The sequence below is a fragment of the Epilithonimonas caeni DSM 17710 genome, assembly GCF_000426465.1.
Taxonomy (GTDB): domain Bacteria; phylum Bacteroidota; class Bacteroidia; order Flavobacteriales; family Weeksellaceae; genus Epilithonimonas; species Epilithonimonas caeni.
Window position 1 is genome coordinate 523,644 of sequence record NZ_KE384527.1, and the last position, 22,246, is coordinate 545,889.

Genomic DNA, 22,246 nt, shown 5'->3' on the forward strand with positions numbered 1-22,246 from the left:
AATTTAGAATTGTATAAATTTTGATGATCTGTAAACTACAAACCAACCATTAACAAGTATAAATAATATGAACTTAAACCAATATACTGTAAAATCGCAGGAAGCCATCCAGGCTGCTCAGCAAGTAGCAATGGAATTTGGCAATCAACAGATTGAACCTCAACATCTACTTGAAGGAATTTTCCAGGTAGATGAAAATATATCGCCTTTCTTACTGAAAAAATCTGAAGCAGATGCTGCTTTGGTAAGAGAGCGCAACCGTGAAAATCTTGAAAAACTTCCGAAAGTTCAGGGAGGGAATATTTATCTTTCACAATCAGCCAACAAAGTTTTGCTGGATGCGCCCAACATCGCAAAAAAAATGGGCGACGAATTCGTGACCATAGAACATCTTTGGTTGTCGCTTTTGGAAAATAATTCAGAAGTTTCAAAAATGTTGAAAGATATGGGCATTACGAAAAACCTTTTGGAAGGCGGAATTAAAGAATTAAGAAAAGGCTCAAAAGCAACTTCTGCAAGTTCAGAAGAGACATATCAATCCTTAAATAAATATGCAAAAAACTTCAACGAGCTCGCCGCAGAAGGAAAACTTGATCCGGTAATCGGTCGTGATGAGGAAATCCGAAGAGTTTTGCAGATTCTTTCAAGAAGGACTAAAAACAATCCTATTCTGATTGGTGAACCCGGTGTCGGTAAAACTGCGATCGCAGAAGGAATTGCGCACAGAATCATCAACGGTGACGTTCCGGAAAATCTGCAGGATAAAACCTTGTACTCATTAGATATGGGAGCTTTGATCGCCGGTGCAAAATACAAAGGTGAATTTGAGGAACGTCTGAAATCAGTGGTAAATGAAGTTATTAAATCAGACGGGCAAATTATTCTTTTCATCGATGAGATCCACACTTTGGTGGGAGCCGGAGGTGGCGAAGGTGCAATGGATGCTGCGAATATTTTGAAACCTGCTTTGGCAAGAGGAGAATTGAGAGCCATAGGTGCAACAACTTTGAATGAATATCAAAAATATTTTGAAAAAGACAAAGCACTAGAAAGGCGTTTCCAGAAAGTAATGGTGGAAGAACCTGATACTGAATCTGCAATTTCGATTCTTCGTGGAATTAAGGATAAATACGAAGCGCACCACAAAGTAAGGATCAAAGACGAAGCTATTATTGCAGCAGTGGAAATGTCCCAAAGATACATCTCAGACAGATTTTTACCGGATAAAGCGATAGATCTGATTGATGAAGCTTCGGCTAAATTGAGAATGGAGATCAATTCAAAACCTGAAGAACTGGACGTTCTCGACAGAAAACTGATGCAGATGGAAATTGAATTGGCTGCCATTTCAAGAGAAGGGCATCAGACGAAAATCGACCATTTAAAAGAAGATATTTCGAAAATTTCTGAACAAAGAAATGAAATCAATGCTAAATGGCTGAAAGAAAAGCAAAAATCTGAGGATTTGACCCAGATTAAAAAAGATATAGAATCTTTGAAACTCGAAGCCGAAAGAGCTTCAAGAGCGGGAGATTATGCAAAAGTAGCTGAAATCCAGTACGGGAAAATCAAGGAGAAAGAAGATGCTTTGCAAAAACTCGAACTGGAAATGCAAAACCACCAGAATGAACTGATCAAGGAAGAGGTAACCGCAGAAAACATCTCTGAGGTCATTGCAAAATGGACGGGAATTCCGGTTACAAAACTCCTTCAGTCTGAAAGGGAAAAATTATTGCATCTTGAAACCGAGCTCCACCACAGAGTTGTTGGCCAGGAAGAAGCCATAGAAGCGGTTGCCAACGCCATCAGAAGAAACCGAGCCGGCTTGAGCGATGAGAAAAAACCAATCGGAAGTTTCTTATTCTTGGGGACAACCGGAGTTGGTAAAACGGAGCTGGCAAAAGCTTTAGCTGAGTATTTATTCGATGATGAAAATAATATGACGAGAATCGATATGAGTGAGTATCAGGAGCGTCATTCAGTTTCACGATTGGTGGGTGCGCCTCCAGGGTATGTTGGATATGATGAAGGTGGGCAATTGACAGAAGCGGTGAGAAGAAGGCCTTATTCGGTGGTACTTTTAGATGAAATTGAAAAAGCGCATCCGGATGTCTTCAACACACTGTTACAGGTTTTGGACGACGGTCGTCTGACGGATAATAAAGGTCGTGTGGTAAATTTCAAAAACTCGATCATCATTATGACTTCGAATCTAGGTTCGCATATCATTCAGGAAAACTTTGAAAATATTACCGAGGAAAATCAAGACGAAATTGTTGATAAGACCAAAATTGAAGTTTTCGATCTACTGAAGCAGACACTTCGTCCGGAATTCCTCAACAGAATTGATGAAACCGTATTGTTCCAGCCTTTAAGAAGAAAAGAAATCGGAAAAATCGTTCAGTATCAGTTGAGGGGCTTCAATGATATGCTTGCAAAGCGAAATATTATCATGACTGCAACACAAGACGCTTTAGATTATCTTACCAACAAAGGTTACGATCCGGTTTTCGGAGCGAGACCTTTGAAAAGAGTGATCCAGCAGGAAGTTTTGAATAAATTATCGAGAGAGATCCTCGCCGGAACCGTGAATGACGGTGACAGAATCACGTTGGATTATTTCGAAGAAACAGGTTTGGTGTTCAGACCAGTGGAATAAATAAGTTAAATTTTTCTTCATATTAAACACTATTTTAAAACAACCTTTCTGAAAATTTTGGAAAGGTTGTTTTTTATTAAAAGATATCATGATTTTATTTAAAGTCCGAATACCGTTCTCTTGGACCTCGCAACAATAGTTATTGATTATTATTACGATTTTCCCTATCTTTGAGTTATGCAGATTTTTGGAAAAGATTTACTCAGAGATATCAAGGAAGCGGAATTGTTGGGAGAGAACGCACACAAAGTCTATTCTCCACCTTATCGCCCTGTATTCAGTTATGAAGATATTCTAACAAAAAATCCAAAATTTGCAGCTGTCAATATTTTACTTTATCTCAAAAACGACGAATGGTATTTCCCTCTGATTGTAAGAAGTGTGAATGAAAACGACAGACACAGTGGACAAATCTCATTGCCGGGTGGGAAAAGAGAGAAAGAAGACCCGGATTTTTCTTACACCGCAAAACGGGAAACTTCCGAGGAATTGGGAATTGAAGAACACTATGTGAGAATTATCCGTGAAATGTCTCCGATCTATATTCCGCCGAGCAATTTCTACGTTCATTCGTTCGTTTCTTATACCAAGAAGAATCCAGAATTCTTTTTACAGGAAACCGAAGCCGTCGAATTGATAGAATTCCCGATTTCATCTTTATTAAGTCTTCCAGACCAGCCAAAAATAATGGCCTTACCATCTACGAAAGGTTATGAAGTTCCCGTGATCGATTTTAATGGTTATATCATTTGGGGTGCCACATCTATGATTTTGAGCGAGTTTAGTAACTTGTTAAAAAATGTTTAATTTTGCAATAATTTCTGACCTTAGAAATTATAATTAATTATCAATGGCAAAAAAAAATATTTTTACCGATTCCTTTGGAAACATCTATATTCTGAAAAGAATTATCATTTTCATTCTGGGAGTTGTTTCTTACAGAAGATTCAATGGTTTTAATAAACTGAAAATCACAGGAACCGAAAATCTTACAGATTTGCCAGACAGCAATGTTCTTTTCGTTTCCAATCATCAGACCTACTTTGCCGATGTTGCCGCCATGTATCACGCTTTCTGTGCCGTTAATAATGGTTATCACAATACGATAAAAAATCCTGTCTACCTTCTGAATCCAAAGGTTGACTTCTATTATGTTGCGGCAGAGGAAACAATGAACAAGGGAATTCTTGCAAGAATTTTCAAAATTGCTGGTGCCGTTACTGTTAAAAGAACCTGGAGAGCAGAAGGTAAAAATATTAACCGGATGGTTGATATGAGCGAAATAGAAAATATTATGAAGGCTTTGGACAATGGCTGGGTGATCACATTTCCTCAAGGAACGACTTCGGCTTTTGCACAAGGCAGAAAAGGAACTGCAAAATTGATTAAAAACCAAAGACCGATTGTAATTCCAATTAAAATCAATGGATTTCGCAGAGCTTTTGATAAGAAAGGACTGAAGATCAAGGTAACAGGTGTAAAACCAACGATGGAGTTTCAACAAGCTTTGGAAATTGATTATGATAACGAATCTGCAACAGAAATTCTGGACAAAATAATGCACGCTATTGGACAAACACCGGAACATAATCTGCTTCACGATTACGATGTAAAACAGAAAGAGATAAAATCTCAATCTCAACAATAAAAAAAAACGGCTACTGGAAAAGTAGCCGTTTTTTATTTATTTTTAAAGATAAAGATCAAGCTTCGATACTTGGAACTTGTACGTTCTCGTTAGCATCTTTTTCATAATCGACCCCATCAATCTCAAATCCGAAAAGGTTGAAGAATTCTTTTCTGTAACCTTCAATATCACTGATTTCAGAAAGATTTTCAGTGGAAATTTGATTCCATAACTTAGCAACTTCTGCCTGAACATCATCTGCCATTTCCCAATCATCAACTCTGATCCTTCCAGCTTCATCCAAAGCCACTTCCCCATTCTCAGTATATAATCTGTCGGCGAAAAGTCTTTGCATCTGTTCAATTGTTCCTTCGTGCGTACCCTTTTCTTTCATCACTTTATACAGCAAAGAAATATATAATGGAACTACGGGAATCGCCGAACTAGACTGTGTTACCAAAGCCTTGTTCACAGAAACATAAGAAACACCGTTAAGCTCTTTCAGTAAATCATTAAGAACAGGAACAGTCCCTTCAAGGTCATTTTTCGCCTGACCAATCGTTCCGTTTCTGTAGATCGGGAAAGTCAGCTCTGGGCCAATGTAAGAATAAGCAACAGTTTTAACACCTTCTGCCAAAACACCGGCCGCTTTCAGATCCTCTATCCAGAATTTCCAATCTTCACCACCCATTACAGCAACCGTGTTAGAAATATCTTCTTCATTTTCAACCGGAGCAATTGTAATATCAGAAACAACACCTGTATGAAAATCCACCGTTTTATTAGTAAAAGATTGTCCAATTGGTTTAAGAACCGACGAATAAGCAACACCGGTTTTCGGATGTGTTCTTCTTGGAGAAGCCAAACTGTAAACCACCAGATCAACCTGACCAAGGTCTTTCTTAATCAACTCAATCGTTTCTTTTTTAATTTCATCAGAAAATGCATCGCCGTTGATACTTTTTGCGTAAAGTCCAGCTTCATGTGCTTCTTTTTCAAATGCCGCAGAATTGTACCAACCTGCTGTTCCCATTTTTCCTTCAGACGCTGGTTTCTCGAAGAAAACCCCGATTGTTGCAGCATCTGAACCAAAAGCCGCAGCGATTCTTGAAGACAGACCAAAACCTGTAGAAGCACCAATTACCAATACTTTTTTAGGTCCGTTTTTGATTGCGCCTTTCGACTTTACATATTCTATCTGATTTTTAACTGCCTGAAGCGCGCCATCCGGATGTGCTGTCAAACAAATAAATCCTCTTGTTCTAGGTTGAATAATCATTGTTGAAATTATTTTTAGCATTGCAAATTAAAGAAATTTGAATCAATTATTAAGAATTATCTATAAAAAAGCGTATTCAGTTTTTCAGTTTTTCGAGGATTGATGATACTTTTCGAATATTGTACTTTTTATTTTGCGCAATCGATTGCACAATTCATTATTTTGTTTAATTTTACCTGTAAGAAGTTGATTATTTATCATTAATAAATACTCTTCGACATAATTTATATTGAATGAGCCGAAAACTTTAAAATGAAATAATTAACATTGAATTGTACGCACTCCGACTTGGGGGATTAGCAAAAATTTAGAATAGAATAAATTACTTAGATAAACAATGAAAAAACTTTTAATAGGTCTTGCGTTTTCTGTTGCAGCATTGATCTCTGCGCAGAAAAATGACATTAATTATTACATCGAGAGGGCTCCATTTAAATTCGGAGAAATGGTTTTGCCAACAATTCCACAAAAGGATTACAACTTCAAAGATTTTGGGGGCGTTGGCGACGGAAAAACATTAAACACAAAAGCTTTTTCCAAAGCTATTTCCGCGATTGCCCAAAACGGAGGAGGCAGACTGATCGTTCCTGCCGGAACATGGTTGACAGGACCAATCGAACTTAAAAGTAAAATCGATTTCCACGTCGAAGAAGGAGCAATAGTTCAGTTCAGCAGTGATGTAAAGCAATTTCCAATAAGAGAATCTTCACCTGGCAAATTCGAAGTAACTGCGCCGATTTGGGGAAACAATTTGAAGGATGTCTCATTTACCGGAAAAGGAATTTTCGATGGTGCAGGCGAAGCATGGAGACCTGTGAAGAAATTCAAAACCACACCTGCTCAATGGCAAGAATTGCTGGCAAAACAAGGAAGTACGCTCAGCGATGACGGAAAGATCTGGTGGCCAAGCGAGTCGGCAAAAAATGGTGAAGAATTAGCAAAAGTGATCACAAAAACACCTGGTGCGACAATAGATATGTATGAGCAGATTCATCATTTCTTAAGACCAATGATGTTTACGCTCTCAAAAGTAACCAATCTTTTGATTGATGGCCCAACGTTCAGAAATTCTCCGAAGTTTGTCATCAATCCAAAACAAATCACCAATCTTGTCATCAGAAATACGACGGTTTACAATCCGAAATGGGCTCAGAATGGAGATGGAATCGATATCAGCGCTTCTAAAAATGTCATCATTTACAACACAAAAGTGAATGCCGGCGACGACGGAATCTGTATGAAATCCAGCGGAACTCCAAAAAATGGTGAAGCCAATCTGCAAAATGTCATCATCGCAGAATGTACGGTGAATGAAGGCCACGGCGGTTTCGTGATTGGAAGTAATACGGACGGCGGAATGAAAAACATCTACGTAACCAACTGTACTTTTGACGGAACAGATATCGGAATCCGTGTTAAAAGCAACTCGGGAAGAGGCGGTGATGTGAGCCAGATTTTCATCGACAATATCGAAATGAAAAACATCATCAAAGAAGCAGTGTTGTTTGATACGTTCTATGCAGATGCACCTGTAGGAAGTACAAAAGAAAGTGAGGCGGCTCAACATACTGGCGAAAAAGTGCCATATTTTCACGATTTTTACGTGAGCAACGTGAATTGTGCTTCGTCCGAAACGGCTTTCAGTTTCAGCGGGCTTCCTGAAAAACTGATTGAAAATCTTTTCTTTAAAAATGTGAATATCACAAGTAAAAAAGGAATCGTTGGAAAAAATGCTCAGAATATCGTTTTTGAAAATGTGAAAATCAATAATTCGACTGATTATAAAATCGACAGTGGTCTGAAAAAAGCGATTGTTGTGAAATAATTATTTCTTGCTGATTTGGCAAATTTTGCAGATTTATCAGCTTAATCTGTAAAATCGGCGAGATAAAAATATTACAAAACCCTTTTGGATAATAAAAATCTGGAAGGGTTTTATTTTATACCAATTGAAAAATCTTCGTTAAGGATTAGAACACCTTCATCCTGTTCACCTGTAAAACCTTTCAGTTTGGAAGTTCTGTTTTTCAGAATCAAATCCTGTAATTGTTTTTCTGACAATTTTTTACCGAATATCTCAAACGGAACTTTGAAACCACAACCTTTATAATCCGAACAGCCAATGGCGGTCTTACCTTTCATCAGCTTGTTAGACTTGCATTTCGGACATTGGGTCTCTTCCCAGACCAATCCGGTTTTAGGTCTCGGCTTCTTTTCCTTTAGAGCCGGTTTTTCTTCTTCGAAATTAATAACCTTCCCTTTTCCGTTGATAACTTTTTGAGTCAGATCAGTGACCATTTCTATCAATTCTTCTTTGAACTGATTGGCTTCATATTCCCCTTTTTCGATTTTTCTGAGTTTCGATTCCCATTCTCCTGTAAGCTCAGGGCTTTTTAAAACTTCGTCTTCGATTATGTCTATCAAATCAATACCTATTGAGGTCGCAACAAGATTTTTCTTTTTTCTTTCGATATATTTTCTTCGGAACAAAGTTTCGATGATATTGGCTCGGGTTGATGGTCTTCCGATACCGTTATTTTTCAGCATTTCACGCAACTCTTCATCTTCAACCTGTTTCCCAGCCGTTTCCATTGCTCTAAGCAAAGTTGCTTCTGTATAAGGTTTTGGCGGTGATGTTTTTCCTTGATGGATCAAAGGTTCGTGTTCACCTTTTTCACCAGCAACGAATTCCGGAATAGTTTGTTCCTCGTCTTTATCTTTTTCCTCCTTCTCTTCTTTTTTATCTTTCGCATAAACCGTTCGCCAGCCGGGCTCAAGGATTTGTTTTCCCGAAGCTTTGAAAGGGATTGTCCCAACTTGTCCTTCCACCAAAGTATTTGAGATTTTACATTCAGGATAAAAAACAGCAACGAATCTTCTCGCTACCAAATCATAAATGAGTTTTTCTTCTCTTGTCAAATTAGATGAGGGTGGGATCTCCGTTGGGATGATTGCGTGGTGGTCGGTTACTTTCGTATCATCAAAAACCGCTTTTGTTTTCGGAATGGGTTGAGTCAGTAAAGGCGCAATGAATTCCGAATAAATAGTCATACTCCTTAAAATTCCTGGAATTTTCGGATAAAGATTTTCGGATAAATAAGTGGTATCAACTCTCGGATAAGTTGTGTGTTTTTTCTCGTAAAGACTTTGGATATAGTTCAAGGTCTGTTCAGCAGAGAAGCCATATTTTTTGTTGGCTTCAACCTGAAGCCCCGTCAAATCAAATAATCTCGGATTCTTTTCTTTTCCTTCTTTGATTTCGAAAGAGATGATCTCAAATTGATTTTGTTTGAGATATTCCAGACCTCGTTCTGCTTTTTCCAAGGTTTTCAATCGGTCAATTGACGCACTGAAAAGCACATCCCGATATTTTGTCTTAAGTTCCCAATAGTCTTCCTGCGTAAAAGCATCAATCTCTTTCTGACGCTGAACGAGCATTGCCAGAGTTGGCGTCTGAACCCGCCCAATCGATAAAACACCTTTATTTCCACCAAATCTTTTCGTGAATAATCTCGTGGCATTGATTCCCAGAAGCCAATCGCCGATTGCTCTTGCATTGCCAGCCAGATAGAGATTTTTATAATCATCAGCCGGTTTCAGATTTTCAAAACCGTCCTTGATGGCATCTTCCGTCAAAGAAGAAATCCATAACCGTTTTATCGGTTTGTCGCATTTTGCTTTCTGCAAAACCCACCGCTGAATCAACTCTCCCTCTTGCCCGGCGTCACCACAATTAATGACCTCATCACATTCCTGGACCAGCTTTTCTATGGTTTGAAATTGTTTCTCAACACCATTGTTATCAATCAGTTTGATTCCGAAATGTTTAGGAATAATTGGCAAAAAAATCAAATCCCAGGATTTGTAATGTGGTGCGTAGTCGTGCGGTTCCTTAAGTGTACAGAGATGACCGAAAGTCCACGTGACGCAATAGCCGTTGCCTTCCATATAACCGCTCTTGGGCGTTGTAGCACCCAAAACTTTGGCTATATCACGGGCAACGCTGGGCTTTTCGGCAATACAAAGTTTCATCTGTAATTTCTATTTTTTTCTAAGGTCAGATGGAACGTCGAAACGTTTCATCTGGTTATACTTGAAAATAAGGATTGCAAAAATGCGATTTTTAAATTTAAAAAGCGAGGGATTTTGAACACAAAGTTCACAAAGGTTTCATTAATTGATTGAAAACATTTTAGGGTCACAAAGGCGCTTCGCTCATCAAAGAAATACTTATATTTTAAAAATATTCTTTGTCCCTCCGGAGAAATTTCGGCAGTTGAGATTCTTTCAGAATGACAATCTTGTGTTCTATGACTAATGTTGTTTTATGTTGAATTTGCGCACCGACTCGAGCGGACTCTTCGAGAGCCTCAGATTGACAATTGGGAGCGGAAGGCGGATAAGGCGCCCAAACTTCCACAAAGTCAAACAATTTCAATAAAAAATCCCCCCGAATTGTGAGTCTTCGGAAGGATCTCATAAGAAAATAATATAAGAAATCAAATGTATTTTTTATAACCCAGCTTCAAAAACTTTAAGCAATTCTGTTTGTTGGATAACATCGTTTTTACTATTGATCAGGTTATAATTAGCTTGGAGCCAATTGTTTCTGACCACAAAAAAAGTGTAGGCGTCCATCAGGCCTTCCTTGTATTTTTCCTCGGATTTCTGGAAGGATAATCTTTGGTTTTCGAAATTGGCCTCCAAAAGGTTGTATTTTTCCTTAGCATTCAGAAATTGTGCTTTGATGGAACTGATACTTTGAGTCAGATTATTAATCACAATATCTTTGTCGTAATTGGAATTGATAACATTCAGCTTGGCAATCTCGACATTGTTTTTCACTTGCAGTTTATTGAAAATCGGGATATTGAGTCCGAAAGACAATTGTTGATTTTTATTCGCTTTGATCTGTTCTGAAAAAGCAGTCGTAGGTTCGCCCAAAATTTTGTTGTAAAAACTTGACCAAGTATAAGAGCCGTTCAATGTTGGCAAATAAGCAGACTTCGCAATGTCAATGTTTTTTTGCTGAGCTTTGATTTCTGCCAGAGTAGTCTGATAAGCCGGATTTTTTTCCAGAAGATCTTGGATGAAATCAGGATTGCTGAAATTGGAATTAGTCAAATTCTCCTCGGTCATTGTGAAATCCAGCGTATCTTTTGTAATCGCCAAGGCATTCAGAAGGTTGATTTTTGAAAGGTCTCGCTGGTTTTTCGCAGAAACCCATTGTTCCTGCATTGTTCCAAGATTGGCCTTGATATCATAAATATCACTTTTCGGGCGGTTTCCGATTTCTACTTCTTTCTCGGTACGTTTGATCTGGTCTTCAATCCCGGAAAGTTGCGTTTCCAAAACATCCAGCCAGCTTTTGCTGTTCTGATAAGTGAAAAACATCTGAATGACATTCAGCTTAACTTCATTCTGGGCCTGTTTCATTTTGTAGGTCGAGCTTTCCTTGTTGATTTTGGACAAAGAAATATTGAGATAATTTCGCCAGTTCATCAGTTCCCAATTGGCTTGTGCATAGACATTGTCAGTTTGGGTATTGATTGCTTCACGCTGGTTATTCTGCTGATTGATTCCGTTTCCGAAATTATAATTGTGATTGGCTCCAGCATCCACAGACGGCAACAGCATTCCTTTTGCAGCAGAAATCTGTCTTTCGTTTTTCTGAATATTGACCGCAGATTGCTTTACCAAAGGATGGTTTGCAGAAGCATAATCCAGGCATTGTTGGAGTGTCCAACTCTGCTGAGCGGGAAGAAGATTGATCAGTAATATGAAGAAGAGTTTTTTCATTTTTTTAATTGGTTTTTGTTTTTAAACCACCCCGTCAAAAATTCTATTGAATTTTTGCCACCCCTCCAGTAGAGGGGAATCTTTTATTTGGTTTCTTTTTTTCCATAGGTTTCACCAATGGCTATTGATATTGAACCCTTCGGGTTCGTTACTCGTATTTCAGGTATTTAACAAGATTGATCTTGGTTGCTCGATAAGCTTTGAAGCTTACAACTGCGAATGTTAAAGTCAATAATAAAAACAAACTCAGAACGTAAGGCCAAACCGGCATATCGATTCTGTAAGCAAAATCTTTGAGCCATTCGTTCATCGCATAATAACCGAATGGAATACTGATGAAAACTGCAATGACACAAATCAGTAAAAATCTTTTGGTCAAGTCCCAGACAATTGTTCTTTCGTCTGCTCCCAAGGTTTTTTTGATGGCAACATCTTTCAGTTTTTGCTCAATTAATAATGATGACAAAGCGAATAATCCTAACAAAGCAATCACCAGAACCACGATATTAAGAGTTGTGAACAAGGTTTGCTGTTTCTGGAACTTTTCAAATGTTTTAGCGAATTGTTTGTCCACAAAGTTGTATTCAAATGGGTATCCCGGTTCGGCTTTTGTGAGCCAGAATTCTTTGATTCGTTCCAAAGTTCCATTGATGTCATTGCCGGAAAGTTTTATCTGGAGATTTCCCATATTGTTTTTTGCCCAGTTCCTGTCATAATTGAAAAATAACATGGGTTCAACGGGTTTATCAACGCCATTGATGTAAAAATCCTTGAGAACACCAATTATTTTGTACTTTTTCTTTTGTTCCCAACCCGGATAGACCTCTTTTCCCAATGCCTGATCTTTGTTCCATCCCATTTGCTTGATAAATGACTCATTGGCAATTGTTCCGGAAATAGTGTCGGAGGCAAAACGCAAATCTATGTCTCTGCCGGCAACGAATTTCATTTTATAAAATCTGAAATAATTGTAATCTATTCCGCCGACAATTACATTTCCTACCGATTTCATTGTGTCCAAAGCACTTTTCACGCTGGATGCATTTGCCATTCCCATTCCTATTGAATTCACGGAACCCGTGATTTCCTGAACTCCTGCGATCTTTGATACTTCATTTTTCAGCCTGATATATTTTTTGGAATTGTAATCGTTCTTCCAATCGGTTTTCTTGAACTGGATATGAATGACCTGGTCGCCTTTGAAACCCAAGTCCTTATTCATCATATAATTGACCTGTGTATAAATGATCAAAGAGCAAATGATAAAAAATGATGAGATAATGAGCTGCAAAGCCAAAATAGAATTTCTTAACCAAATGCCGTGTCGGCTTCTGGAGAAATTGCCTTTCAAAGTGTTAATTGGTTTAAAATTCGAAAGATAAAATGCCGGGATCAATCCCGAAATCAAGGAAAAAACAATCAATAACAATCCTGTATAGATAAACAGACTCGGATTATTCAGTTTAATTTCTTTGTTGAGGAATTTGTTATAAGTTGGTAACAGTAGCTCAACCATTGCAAAAGCAACAATATATGCAAGGAAACAAATCATGAAAGTCTCGAGCAAAAATTGTAAGATCAATTTAGATCTTGTGGTTCCAATCACTTTTCTTACGCCTACTTCTTTTGCTCTCTGAGAAGCCTGAGCCGTTTTTAAATTGATCAGATTAATTCCCGACAACAATAAAATCAGAGCGGACAAACTCAACAAGATCATAATCGATTTTTTATCGCCTTTATCTATACCTTCGCTTTTAGCATCAAGTTTCATCTTGCTAATTGGTGTGAGAAAAACCTGGGCTTTATTTTTCTCATCGTATTTTTCTCCCCATTTTGCCATTGCAATTTTTTCCTGTTGCGCCATCTGGTCAGAGAGTTTTTTTTCCAGATTCTTGACATCGGTTCCTGGCTTGATCTTAAAATAGCCTACATAACTGTAATTGGTCCAAGGTAAATCCTTTTGCCCAATATCGGGATGTCTCATAATGAAACCAGGTTTGAACACAGAATTTTCCTTAGGCAATTTGTAGACAGCTGTAACCACATAATCTTTATTTTCAGCATCATCAATCTTGACCATTTTACCAATACAAGCTTTATACTCATCACCAAATAATGATTTTGCGGTCTCTTCAGAAATAGCCATTTTACTTGCATCACTGATAGCATCTTTAAAACTTCCTGCGACTTTCTCAAAAGGGAAAAAGTCAAAGTAAGAGTCCGAAGCTCTGCAAGATGTGACAAAGGCCGACCTTTTTCCCACTTGTAATTTTGTTTTGTAAAAAGTCCAAGAATTGGCAATGGCATAATCTTCTATCTCAGGAAATTTTTCCTTGGAAACAGTTAACAATGGATAACTGGAAACGACCATCGTTCCAAAAGACGAATTTCCATTCTCTACAAGATAGATATTCTCCTTATTCGGAATCCATTGTTCATAAGACCTTTCGTCCTGCCAATGGATAAATATCAACAGAAAAACACACAGACCGACACTCAATCCCAAAATATTGATGATGGTGGAAAGCCAGTTTTTTCTGTAATTGATAAATGCTATTTTGAGCCAGTTCTTTATCATAATTGTCTGTTGTTTGTTGGATGTTGTTGGATGTCGGAAGAATTTCTATCAATCTCAACCGACAATCATCAACAAATATTTACTCGTATTTCAGATATTTCACAAAACTCCATAGGTTTCACCTACGGCTACTTATATTGAACCTTCGGGTTCTTTTTACTCATATTTGAGATATTTTACAAGATTCACTTTCGTTGCCTGGTAAGCTTTGATGCTCACGACTGCGAATGTCAGAATCAATAATAAAATCAAACTCAGGACGAATGGGAAAACAGGCATTTCGATCCGGTAGGCGAAATCTTTCAGCCATTCGTTCATCAGATAATAACTGATTGGAATACTGATTAGAACTGCAATGAATGTAATCCAGAGGAATTGTTTTGTCAATCCAACAATTAAAATTCCGTCTGATGCGCCCAAAGTTTTTCTGATAGCGACGTCTTTCAGTTTCTGCTCGATCATCAATGAAGACAAAGCAAATAATCCTAACAAAGCGACCATCAAAACCATTGCGTTAAGAATAGTAAACAATGTCTGTTGTTTCTGGTATTTCTCGAAACTCTGCGCAAATTTTTTATCAATGAAGAAATAATCAAAAGGATAACCCGGTTCTACATTATTTTGCCAATAAGCTTTGATTCTTTTCAACGTCCCGTCGATATCATCTGCTTTTAATTTCAATTGGATATTATAGACGTTATATCGTTTCCATTCCGTTTCCCTGTAATGGAAAAAGATGATTGGCTCTACTGCTCTGCGCGGATTCAGGATATTGAAATCTTTTACAATCCCGACAATATGATACGGTTTATAATCAAATCCCGGACGAAATTCATTTTTTAAAGCCTGGTTATCTGTCCAGCCAAATTTTTTCACAAAAGCTTCATTCACTAAAACATTGGTCATTGTATCAGACGCAAGATTTGGATTCAGCCAGCGTCCTTTTTTTAATTTAACTCCCATAAACTGGAGATAATTGTAATCCATAGAGCCATGCTGAGCAAAGATGCTTTTGTCCATATAATCTATATTGGAATTGCTGAATCTGCCACTTCCAGGAACTGCCTCTCCGTAAGAAACGGCATCCACACCCTGGATTTTCTTCATTTCGTTTTTGATGCGTTCGTATTTCAGCCAGGGTTTTTCAACATTCTCGCTGAAGTTAACCAATAGTATTTGTTTCCCATTGTAACCCAGGTCTTTGTCCATCATATATTTCACTTGCGAATTCACGATTAGACCACCAATGATAAAGAATGACGAAATGATTAATTGCAACGTCAAAATCCCGTTCCTCAGCCAAATGCCATGTTTACTTCTGGCGAAATTTCCTTTTAATGTTTCTATCGCTTTGAAATTGGCCAAATAAGTTGCCGGAATCAAACCAGAAATCAATGTAACTGCCAATACCATCGCAAATGAATAGAAGTAAATATTCCAATCGTTCATTACGATTTCCTTGTTGTAGAACTTATTGAAACCTGGCAACAGAATCTCCGTTAAAGCCAAAGCCAAAATATATGACGCAAAACAAATCACAAAGGTTTCCAATAAAAACTGAAGGACCAGCTTCGATCTTGTACTTCCAATCGCTTTTCTTACGCCTATTTCTTTGGCACGTTGAGAAGCCTGAGCTGTTTTAAGATTAATGAAATTAATCGCAGACAAAATCACAATCAAAACAGAAAGTGTGAACAGGATCATCATCGTTTTGAAATCTCCTACGCCAAACCAAGACGCTTTGGCGTGCAGTTTTATCTTATCAAGAGGCGTGAATAAACTTCCCGCTGGTCCATACAATTCCAAATATTTCTGAACTGTAACACCAGCACCTTCGTTGCTCAGCTTTGCTCTGTACTCGAAAATGTCTTTTAAGAATTTTTGCTGCAACATTTCCTGGTCTGTGCCTGGCTTCAGCATAAAGAAACATCCGTAATTGAAATTCCCCCATTGGTCTTTGTCGCCTTTCATCTGCTCAAAAGGTGTAATGACAAATTCCGGGTTGATTTGACTATTTCCCTTTGGAAGCTCATAAACTGCTGTTACAACGTAATCTTTATTATCAAACTTGACACTTTCGCCGGCAACATTAGTTTTCCCGAAAAGATTTTTGGCGGCCTTTGTAGAAAGTGCAATTACTTTATCACCTTTCAAAGCATTCTTATAACTTCCTGCAACCAGTTTGAAGGGGAAGAAATTGAAAAAGCTTTCAGATGCAGACATCCCGTCCTGCTGATAAACCGTTTTGGTTTTCGTGGTCATTTTGAAACCCATTCCCGAGCCATTGAACAACACATAATCTTTAACTTCAGGAATCACTTTCACAGCACGTTCCGCCATTGGATAAGAGATATTATTCCCGTAAGAATTATCTGCTTTGTTGTAGGTTTGGAAAGCAAAGATATTATCCTTCTTCGGATTCCATTTTTCGTAGGATTCTTCATCGTTCCAATGCATCAGGATGAGCATAAATCCTGTCAATCCAATCGTCAAACCAAACAGATTGATAAGAGTGGAAAGCCAGTTCTTTTTATAGTTGATGAAGGCGATTTTGAGCCAGTTGTTTAGCATAATTGTTAGTTGTCAGTTGTTAGTTGTCAGTTGGTGGATGTCGGAAGAGTTTTTATCAACTCTCAACCGAAAACCATTAACTAATTTTATTCGTATTTCAGATATTTTACTAGATTCCATAGGTTTACACCTACGGCTATTCAAATTGAACCCTTCAGGTTCTTTACTCATATTTCAAATATTTCACAAGATTCACTTTCGTTGCCTGGTAAGCTTTGATGCTCACGACTGCGAATGTCAGAATCAATAATAAAATCAAACTCAGGACGAATGGGAAAACAGGCATATCAATTCTGTAGGCGAAATCTTTCAGCCATTCGTTCATCAGGTAATAACTGATTGGAATGCTAATCAAAACGGCAATCAAGGTAATCCAGAGGAATTGTTTTGTCAAACCAAAAATTAAAATCTGGTCTGATGCACCCAAAGTTTTTCTGATGGCGACATCTTTCAGTTTCTGCTCGATCATCAATGATGACAAAGCGAATAATCCCAATAGTGCTACTATCAAAACCATTATGTTCAAAATTGTGAAAAGTGTTTGTTGTTTCTGATGCTCGTCGAAAGTTTTTGCAAATTGTTTATCAATAAAATAAGAATTGAAAGGATATCCGGGCTCTACATTGTCTTGCCAATAAGCTTTGATCCTTTTTACCGTTCCGTCGATATCATCCGGTTTTATTTTTAACTGAATGTTATAAACATTATATCTCTTCCAAGACGTTTCTCTGTAATGGAAAAATATGATGGGCTCTACTTCCGTTTTCAAACTTCGGATATTGAAATCTTTCACAACTCCGACAATATTATAAGGTTTGTTATCAAAACCTGGTTTTATTTCCCTTCCCACCGCTTCATTGTTGGTCCAGCCAAATTTTTTGACAAAAGCTTCGTTTACCAAAGTATTGTTAATAGTATCAGAGGATAATTTGGGGTTCAGCCATCTTCCTTTAAGCAATTTCACGCCGATAAATTGCAGATAATCGTAATCCATAGAGCCGTGCTGCGCATTGAAGCTTTGGTTTTTATAATCCATATTGGAGCTGTTGAAGTTACCTGTTCCGGGAACAGCTTCACCATAATTTACACTTTGTACGCCTTGGATTTTTGCCATTTCGACCTTCAGTCTTTCGTATTTCAGCCAAGGTTTTCCGTTATTAACATCATTAAAGTTAATTTGAAGAATCTGTTTTCCGTTAAATCCTAAATCTTTTTTCATCATATATTTTACCTGCTGATCGATGATAAGTCCACCGATGATAAAGAATGAAGAAATGATGAGTTGAAGCGTTAAAATCCCGTTTCTGAGCCAAACCCCGTGTTTGCTTCTTGCAAAGTTTCCTTTCAAGGTTTCGATAGCTTTGAAGTTGGATAAATATAAAGCGGGAATCAGTCCGGAAACAAGTGTTACAACGACAACCATTAAAAACGAATAAAGGTAAATGTGCCAATCATCCATCACGATTTCCTTGTTATAAAATTTGTTGAAACTCGGTAATAGTAATTCTGTGAAAGCCAGGGCCAAGAGGTAAGACGCAAAGCACAGCAAAAAAGTTTCCAATAAAAACTGAAGTACCAACTTCGATCTTGTACTCCCAATTGCTTTTCTAACACCGATTTCTTTAGCTCTTTGAGAAGCTTGAGCAGTTTTTAAATTGATGAAATTAATGGCTGATAAAATGACAATCAACACTGAAAGCGAAAATAAAATCAATAATGATTTGAAATCCGGATTGGAAAACCAAGAGGCTTCTGCATGCAGTTTTAGTTTATCAATAGGGGTTAACAATGATCCGTTTGGTCCATACAGATCGTTAAATTGCTGAGGCGAAATTCCAGCGCGCTTTGCATTGATCTTCGCACCCATCATTATAATATCTTTGAATTTTTTCTGAAAATCTTTCGGATCTGCACCTTTTTTCAGCATAAAAAAACAAGCATAGTTAAAATTACCCCATTGTTCTTTGTCATTTTCCAATTGCTTGACCGGTTTGATAACAAATTCTGGCTTGATCTGACTATTTTCAGCAGGAAGCTCATATACAGCCTTTACAATATAGTTCTTATCGTTAAATTTAAGGCTTTCTCCTGCAACATTGGTTTTGCCAAACAGTTGTCTCGCGGTCTTGACAGATATAGCTACATCGTTCCCACCTTCCAAAACATTTTTATAATTCCCAGAAACCAGTTTAAACGGAAAAAAATTGAAGAAACTGTCCGTCGTTGTAAATCCTTTTTCTATATAAACAGATTTGCTCTTGGTTGTCATTTTATAAGCAATTCCTGTATTGGTCATCAACACATAATCCTGAACTTCCGAAATCCGTTTTGCTGCATTTTCTGCCAAAGGCACTGTAATGCTACTTCCATAAAAATTATCTTTTTTGAAATAGGATTGAAAAAAGTAAATCTGATCTTTCTTCGGATTCCATTTTTCATAGGATTCTTCATCATTCCAGTGCATCAGGATGAGCATGAATCCTGTCAATCCAATCGTTAATCCAAACAAATTGATGATGGTGGAAAGCCAGTTCTTTTTATAATTGATGAAGGCAATTTTGAGCCAGTTGTTGAGCATAAGTGGTAGTTGATAAGTGATGAATGATACTGTTGGAAGCCAGGTGCGGGAAGATGGAAGAACTCTGCAGTGTAAAAACACACAGCCTCCATCATCCAGCGTCCTTATTTAACAATTATTCGAAGTTTTTTGCATCCGCTTTTTCGAAAACATCTTTTCTTTGGGAAGAATGTTCTTCGGAAAAAATCTCGCCGTCTTTCATATTTACAATCCTAGAGGCGTAACCTGCATCGTAGGAAGAGTGCGTTACCATTGCAATCGTAGAACCTTCTCTGTGAAGTTCTGCAAGAAGATTCATCACTTCATTTCCATTAGAGCTATCGAGATTTCCGGTTGGCTCATCGGCAAGAATTAATTTTGGTCTCGTTACCAAAGCTCTAGCAACCGCCGCTCTCTGTTGTTGACCTCCGGAAAGCTGCTGTGGATAATGCTTGGCTCTGTGAGCGATGTTGATTTTCTCCATAATCTCTTCCACTCTTCTTTTTCTTTCTGAGGAGGAAACACCATTGTAAATCAAAGGCAATTCGATGTTTTCATAAACCGTGAGTTCATCAATCAGGTTAAAATTCTGGAAAATGAACCCGATATTTTTCTTTCTGATGTCTGATTTTTTCTTTTCAGAAGTTCCGATGGTTTCAACAGATTCAAATTGATATGAGCCGGATGAGGCGCTGTCCAGCAATCCCAGAATATTAAGAAAAGTCGATTTTCCACAACCTGAAGGTCCCATTATCGCAACGAATTCACCTTCTTTGATTTGCAGGCTTACATTATTAAGAGCGTTAGTTTGAACATCTTCTGTTTTATAGACTTTTGAAAGGTTTTGAATGTTTATCATTGTAGTATATTTTTTTTAAATTAATTATTTGATTATTGTTTCCAGTTTTTAATGGTGTAATTCAGACTTGTATTTTTATCCAGAGACAAAGAAACGTCTTTCCCTTCTTCGATTCCGTCGATTTTCCCTTCTGTTTCCCAGCTTCCTTTGGTTAATTTGAATTTCAAATCAGGGTAAGTTTTGAATGTAATCTGTCTCTTTGTTTCACTTATTTTATCAAGTTTAATTACGTTAGGATTCCAATTCCCGATAGTTGACTGATTACCTGTAATATAAACATCGCCACTATTTTCGGGAACATTAACGGTTAAAGTCACTTCATATTTCTCATTAGGTAAACCCAATTTTGTTCTCACTTTCTCGACACTTGTTTCATCCAAAACATTTAGCAATTCAGGGACAAAATCTTTAAACGATTTATATTTTTTCCTGTTGTTTTCATATACTTCCATTTTCTTTTCGAAGTCTGGAATGAGAACAAAAGAATAATCATTAATATGTTGTTTTCTTAAGCTTTCAGCCAATTTCTGATTACCGTCAGCCAGAGCAATTCGGATTTCTCCTGTTCTCACGATATGTTCAGCAACACAAGACGGCCAGTAAGAATAACCGTGCATCGCCATCTTATCAACAAGAGCCTCGGTCATCAGATTACTGCTCTTGTTAATCCTATCCTCATATTGACCCAAATGCTGATTGACAAACGAATGACCAAACTCGTGCGTGATTAAAAAGTTGAGCGTCTCCGGGTGATTGAAACCAAATTCTTTATAATCCCTGATATTATTTTTCTTTTCCAGAGGAAGATAAGGACTGCTGATCATATTGGCAATCTGCCCTTTGTCAGACTTAATCATAGGTCCGTTGCCGTGCCAGAAGACCGGGATATTAGGCATAATATCCAATGGATTAATCCAAAATCTGTATGCCAGAAACTTCTCGCCATAATATTGCTCCATTTTCGACATATAGGAAGCCGGAATGTTTTTTCTAACCTCATTCTTTGCACCTTCTATGAAATGGCTCTGAGATTTGAAGAATTTTCCCAGATTTCTTTCGATATAAAACTCTCTCAACTGTTCGGCGAATTTTTCCACTGCTTCTTTCTTTGCATTATCATTTTCCTCAATCGGAAAAGCGTAGCCTTTTGCCGGAAAAATATTATGTTTCAATAAAACCTGATAAGTCAAATCCTGTTGCTGACCAACAATCTGGAGATAATCCTGCATCGCTTTGATGATTTTCGAATTATCATATTTTTCCATTTCCCTGTTCGCCAAATCAGCCAAAGGCAAATGACCAATATCTGCTTTCCCGTCGATGTAGAAAAGTCTTCCCTGGTGTTTTGCTACAAGATATTCGACAATGGAATACGTGGCAATATTTGGGTTGAATTCCACATCTACTTTTGATTGAGATTTCAGATTTGCCGCAGATAAAAACATTATCAAAGTCAAAATGCTTTTATAAATCATCCTTAACGTCATCATTTTAATCTGAGTTTTCTAAGTTTATAGTTTATTATTTTAAATAGAATCAATTGTGCCTCCCGAATCTCTTGATGCAGAGAATTTGATTCCTGATAAAGTTTTGTATCTGATTTTCGCCATAGAACTTGCCGAAGCGGTTAATTCTTTTGAAACACTTAAACTAACTGATGAAGCAGATTCTGCATTGACGGTGGCTACGGAAATATCGGTTTTTGTTGCAATAATTCTTGAAGCACCTTCAGAACTAATTTTTGCTGTCTCTATTTTTCCTTGAATATTAATTGAACTTCCGGATTCTGCATTCAATGTAAGATTTTCAGTATTTACAGTTCCAAGAACAGAACCGCCGGATTCTGTATTGATAACAATATTTTTCGCATTAGAATCGCCAAAAATTTTCCCACCGCTTTCTGTAGAAAATTTCTGAATATCAAATTGGTCTTTCACTTTCACAACAGAACCAACTCCTGCACTTACAGATTTAACATCTTTCGCATAGATTACAATTTTGGTATCCACATTTTCCATTTGCTGATTTTTTTTGTATCCGATTTGAAGTGTATTGTTTTTTACGCTAATTTCTATAAAACGCATAAAATTGCTTGTAACCTCAGCTTTCTCCTCATTGGATTTTCTGATTTCCACATTGAAAACCATTTCAGAATTAATATTTTCGAAGTGGCTTAATGGAAAAGTTTTCGTTTCCACATTACCGGCAGCCTTGAAACTTTGCCCTTTCAGCAATGTAATGGACATAAAAAGTCCGATAATCATTGTTATTAATAGTAATAATAGTTTTTGCATTGTTATAATTTTTTTAGTTTTTA

The 22,246-nt window shown here is 37.4% G+C and carries 13 protein-coding genes; 4 read left to right on the top strand and 9 right to left on the bottom strand.

Going from position 1 to position 22,246, the window contains the following annotated elements; translation table 11 throughout:
• The first annotated feature begins 67 nt into the window (after positions 1–67).
• The 3 genes from clpB to K319_RS0117460 all read left to right on the top strand — a co-directional run bounded on the left by clpB (position 68) and on the right by K319_RS0117460 (position 4,307).
• Positions 68–2,659 carry an ATP-dependent chaperone ClpB gene (gene clpB / locus K319_RS0117450; RefSeq protein ID WP_027384772.1) on the top strand — a complete coding sequence of 864 codons (2,592 nt, stop codon included), beginning with the start codon at positions 68–70 and terminating at the stop codon, positions 2,657–2,659.
• 177 nt (positions 2,660–2,836) lie between these two features.
• Entirely contained in the window at positions 2,837–3,466 is a 630-nt protein-coding gene (locus tag K319_RS0117455) for an NUDIX hydrolase (RefSeq protein WP_027384773.1), read from the top strand.
• 43 nt (positions 3,467–3,509) lie between these two features.
• A complete protein-coding gene (locus tag K319_RS0117460; RefSeq protein ID WP_027384774.1) occupies positions 3,510–4,307 on the top strand; it encodes a lysophospholipid acyltransferase family protein in 798 nt (265 codons plus the stop codon).
• Positions 4,308–4,362: 55 nt separating this feature from the next.
• Here K319_RS0117460 and fabV read toward each other — a convergent pair whose 3' ends face one another.
• Entirely contained in the window at positions 4,363–5,565 is a 1,203-nt protein-coding gene (gene fabV, locus K319_RS0117465) for an enoyl-ACP reductase FabV (RefSeq protein ID WP_027384775.1), read from the bottom strand.
• Between the two features lie 337 nt (positions 5,566–5,902).
• Here fabV and K319_RS20735 point away from each other — a divergent pair, with 337 nt between their 5' ends.
• Entirely contained in the window at positions 5,903–7,390 is a 1,488-nt protein-coding gene (locus K319_RS20735) for a glycoside hydrolase family 28 protein (RefSeq protein WP_051230778.1), read from the top strand.
• A 110-nt stretch (positions 7,391–7,500) separates the two neighbouring features.
• Here K319_RS20735 and K319_RS0117475 read toward each other — a convergent pair whose 3' ends face one another.
• The 8 genes from K319_RS0117475 to K319_RS0117515 all read right to left on the bottom strand — a co-directional run bounded on the left by K319_RS0117475 (position 7,501) and on the right by K319_RS0117515 (position 22,223).
• Positions 7,501–9,597 carry a type IA DNA topoisomerase gene (locus K319_RS0117475; protein ID WP_027384776.1) on the bottom strand — a complete coding sequence of 699 codons (2,097 nt, stop codon included), beginning with the start codon at positions 9,595–9,597 and terminating at the stop codon, positions 7,501–7,503.
• Positions 9,598–10,077: 480 nt separating this feature from the next.
• Positions 10,078–11,364, bottom strand: coding sequence for a TolC family protein (locus K319_RS0117485; RefSeq protein ID WP_027384778.1), 1,287 nt, complete (start codon positions 11,362–11,364; stop codon positions 10,078–10,080).
• A gap of 148 nt (positions 11,365–11,512) precedes the next feature.
• Positions 11,513–13,942 carry an ABC transporter permease gene (locus K319_RS0117490; RefSeq protein WP_027384779.1) on the bottom strand — a complete coding sequence of 810 codons (2,430 nt, stop codon included), beginning with the start codon at positions 13,940–13,942 and terminating at the stop codon, positions 11,513–11,515.
• A gap of 156 nt (positions 13,943–14,098) precedes the next feature.
• Positions 14,099–16,513, bottom strand: a complete 2,415-nt coding sequence (locus tag K319_RS0117495) for an ABC transporter permease (protein ID WP_027384780.1) — start codon at positions 16,511–16,513, stop codon at positions 14,099–14,101.
• A 163-nt stretch (positions 16,514–16,676) separates the two neighbouring features.
• Positions 16,677–19,091 (bottom strand): ABC transporter permease, encoded by a 2,415-nt coding sequence (locus K319_RS0117500; RefSeq protein WP_027384781.1) that lies wholly within the window; start codon positions 19,089–19,091, stop codon positions 16,677–16,679.
• Positions 19,092–19,206: 115 nt separating this feature from the next.
• Positions 19,207–19,929, bottom strand: a complete 723-nt coding sequence (locus K319_RS0117505) for an ABC transporter ATP-binding protein (RefSeq protein WP_027384782.1) — start codon at positions 19,927–19,929, stop codon at positions 19,207–19,209.
• Positions 19,930–19,961: 32 nt separating this feature from the next.
• Positions 19,962–21,419 (bottom strand): DUF4932 domain-containing protein, encoded by a 1,458-nt coding sequence (locus tag K319_RS0117510; RefSeq protein ID WP_084403473.1) that lies wholly within the window; start codon positions 21,417–21,419, stop codon positions 19,962–19,964.
• A 36-nt stretch (positions 21,420–21,455) separates the two neighbouring features.
• The gene (locus K319_RS0117515) at positions 21,456–22,223 is read right to left on the bottom strand and encodes a GIN domain-containing protein (protein ID WP_084403474.1); all 768 of its coding nucleotides are present in this window, start codon (positions 22,221–22,223) and stop codon (positions 21,456–21,458) included.
• Positions 22,224–22,246: the final 23 nt, after the last annotated feature.